Annotated in this window: 1 protein-coding gene; it reads left to right on the plus strand. The window is 68.6% G+C overall.

What is annotated here, in order from left to right; translation table 11 throughout:
* Nucleotides 1-554: 554 nt before the first annotated feature.
* Nucleotides 555-3,578, plus strand: a 3,024-nt coding sequence (locus VI238_RS06110) for an efflux RND transporter permease subunit (protein WP_331649520.1), incomplete at its 3' end; no start/stop codon positions are given.

Below are 3,578 nucleotides of genomic sequence, written 5' to 3' on the forward strand. Positions count from 1 at the left end.
CCTGCGCGCAGAAGCGGAGTATGCAATGCGGAAGGCCCGGCACGACTCACGCTCATGCAGCGTCGCATCCATGCGTGTTCTTGTGCCGCTCCGCCGCACCCCGCGTGGCTCGCGGTGCGTGCGAATGACTTGCTTTGCTCGGCTTCTGCGCGCAGGAGCGCGCTGCTCTTCAACCGGGTCCCCCTGCGGCCCGGCGAGCGGGCGGAGGAAGAGCCCGCAGGGGCGCGCGCAGGATGCGCGCGCAGTCAGCGGGCAGGAAGCCCGCTGACCGGGGCGCCTGGGGTGTCCTTTCTTTTGGTTCCTTTTCTTTGGACAAGCAAGGAAAAGGAACCGGCCCGCAGGGATGCGGGACGAACACGCAGGGATGCGAATCGGTTGTCGCGAAAGAAGCTTTGCGCTGCCATTCAACGAGAAAGACGACAGCAAGCGGCGCACCGCAGAAGCGCACTCGCCCCACACTCTCCCGTGAGCGGAAGAGGGCACGGAAATGCGCGCATGAACGCGCTACGACGCAGGAGGGCGCCGGCGATCGCGCGCACGCGCAGGCGCACCCCATGAACATCTCGGCCCCCTTCATCCGGCGCCCGGTCGCGACCTCGCTGCTCGCGATCGGCCTGTTCGTCGCGGGCGCGATCTGCTACTTCCTGCTCGGCATCGCCGCATTGCCGAACCTCGAGCCGCCGGTGATCTTCGTCAGCGCGAGCCAGCCGGGCGGCAGTGCCGACGTCATGGCGGCGACCGTGGCCGCGCCGCTCGAACGCCATCTCGGCCAGATCCCGGGCATCGACACGATGAACTCGACGAGCAGCGAAGGCAGCACGTCGGTGATCCTCATCTTCGACGGAAGCCGCAAGGTCGACGACGCTGCGCGCGACGTGCAGGCGGCGATCAATGCGGCCGCGCCGGACCTGCCGGCCGGCCTCACCAACGCGCCGACCTATCACAAGGCGAATCCGAACAACCAGCCCGTGCTCGCGCTCGCGCTGACCTCCGATACCGAGCCGCTGTCCAGGCTCTACGACTACGCCGACTCGCTGATCGCGCAGCGTATCCGCCAGTTGCCCGGCGTCAGCGACGTCGACGTCGCCGGCGGCGCGACGCCGGCCGTGCGCGTCGACCTCAACCTGCGCGCGCTGAACTCGATGGGCCTGTCGCCCGACCAGGTGCGCAACGCGCTGACCGCGGCGAACGTGACGTCGCCGCAGGGCTTCCTGTCCGACGGACGCACCACGATGGCGGTGTCGGCGAACGATGCGCTGCACGACGCGGACGAGTTCGCCGACCTCGTGGTCGCGGTGAAGAATGGCGTGCCCGTGCGCCTGCGCGACGTCGCCACCGTGCGCGACGGCCAGCAGGACCAGTACCAGGCCGCGTGGTTCGGTACTCGCCGCGCGATCCTGCTGTTCGTGCGCAAGCAGGCCGATTCGAACGTGATCGCGACCGTCGACGCCGTCAAGGCGGAGATCCCGGTGTTGCAGACGTGGCTGCCTGCCGGCGTGACGCTGACGCCGTTCTTCGACCGCACGCCGATCATCCGCGCGTCGATCGACGAGGTGCAGGTGAGCCTGCTGATTAGCCTGGGCATGGTCATCGCGACGATGGCGCTGTTCCTGCGCCGCCTCGCGCCCACGCTGATCGCCGCGACCGCGGTCCCGTTGTCGATCGCGGGCGCGTTCGTCGTCATGTACGCATTCGGCTTCACCCTCGACAACATGTCGCTGATGGCGCTCGTGATCGCGATCGGCTTCGTCGTCGACGACGCGATCGTCGTGATCGAGAACGTGATCCGCCACGTCGACGCCGGCATGCCGCGCCTCGCGGCGACCTACGCGGGCGCGAAGGAGATCGGCTTCACGATCGTCTCGATCACCGCCTCGCTCGTCGCCGTGTTCGCGCCGGTCATGTTCGCGAGCGGCATCACCGGCCAGTTCTTCAAGGAGTTCAGCATCACGCTGATATCGGCGATCCTGTTCTCCGCACTCGTCTCGCTCACCCTCACGCCCGCGTTGTGCGGCCGGTTCCTGTCGGCGCACGCGCAGGCGAACCCGTCGCGGCTCGGCGCGCGCATCGACGCGTTCCACGCGCGCATGCTCGACGCCTATCGCCGCTTGCTCGACCACGCGCTGCGCTGGCCGCGCCTGACCGCGCTGCAGCCGCTGGCGCTGATCGTGCTGACCGTGTTCCTGATGCGCTTCCTGCACAGCGGCCTGTTCCCGCAACAGGACACCGGCATGCTGCAGGGGCGCATCAGCGCGGGTGCCGACATCTCGCCGCCGCGCATGATGGAGCAGACGCAGAAGCTCGCCGCGCTGGTCATGACGGACCCCGCGGTCGACAGCGTCGGCTCGCGCCTGGGCGGCGGTTTCGGTCGCGGTGGCGGCGGCTCCGGCCAGCTCTACATCACGCTCAAGCCGCTCGCCGAACGCGGCGGCGAATCGACCTTCGCCGTGATGACGCGGCTCAACCGCTCCGCGCAGGCGATGCCTGGCGTGCAGATGCGCCTGCGCCCGGTGCAGGATCTGCCGAGCGGGGGTGGTGGCGGCGGCGGGAGCGGCGGCCAGTACCAGGTCGAACTCAAGGGCAACGACATCGCGAGCCTGCAGGCCTGGACGCCGAAGCTCGTTGCCGCGCTGCAGAAGGTCCCGCAGCTGCGCGACGTCGGCAGCGACGTCGACGAGTCGGGGCCGCGCCAGATGCTCGTGGTCGACCGCGACAGCGCGACGCGCCTCGGCATCAGCATCGCGGCGATCGACAGCGCGCTCAACGACGCGTTCGGGCAGCGCCAGGTGTCGACGATCTATTCCGACGTCAACCAGTTCAAGGTCGTGCTCGGCGCAATGCCGAACCAGGCGACGGACCCGGCTTCGCTCGAGCGCCTGTACGTGCGCTCGAACTCGGGCGCGATGGTGCCGCTGACCGCGGTCACCCGCATGCAGGACACGATCGCGCCGACCGAGGTCAGCCACGAAAGCCAGTTCTCGACCGTGAGCCTGAGTTTCAACCTCGCGCCCGGCGTGAGCATGGGCCAGGCGCAGCGGATCATCGAGACCACGATCGCGGGCCTGCGCCTGCCCGGCGACATCCGGATCGATTTCGCCGGCGACTTCCGCAGCTTCCAGCGCCAGCAGGGCGACAGCTCGCTGCTCATATTCGGCGCGATCGTCGTCGTCTACATCGTACTCGGCATGCTCTACGAGAGCCTGATCCACCCGGTCACGATCCTGTCGACGCTGCCGTCGGCGGGCGTCGGCGCGCTGCTCGCGATGATCCTCACCGGCACCGAGCTGTCGGTGGTGTCGATGATCGCGATCGTGCTGCTGATCGGCATCGTCAAGAAGAACGCGATCATGATGGTCGACTTCGCCCTCGTCGCCGAACGCGAACACGGTCGATCGCCACTGGAAGCGATTCGCGAGGCCTCGCTGGTGCGCTTTCGTCCGATCATGATGACCTCGATGGTCGCGATCTGCGCCGCGCTGCCGCTCGCGATCGGCTTCGGTACCGGCTCGGAGCTGCGCCGTCCGCTCGGCATCGCGCTGATCGGCGGCCTGCTCGTGTCGCAGAGCCTGACCCTGCTG

Origin of the sequence: Dokdonella sp. (assembly GCF_036518555.1) — a bacterium.
In the GTDB taxonomy this organism is placed as follows: domain Bacteria; phylum Pseudomonadota; class Gammaproteobacteria; order Xanthomonadales; family Rhodanobacteraceae; genus Dokdonella_A.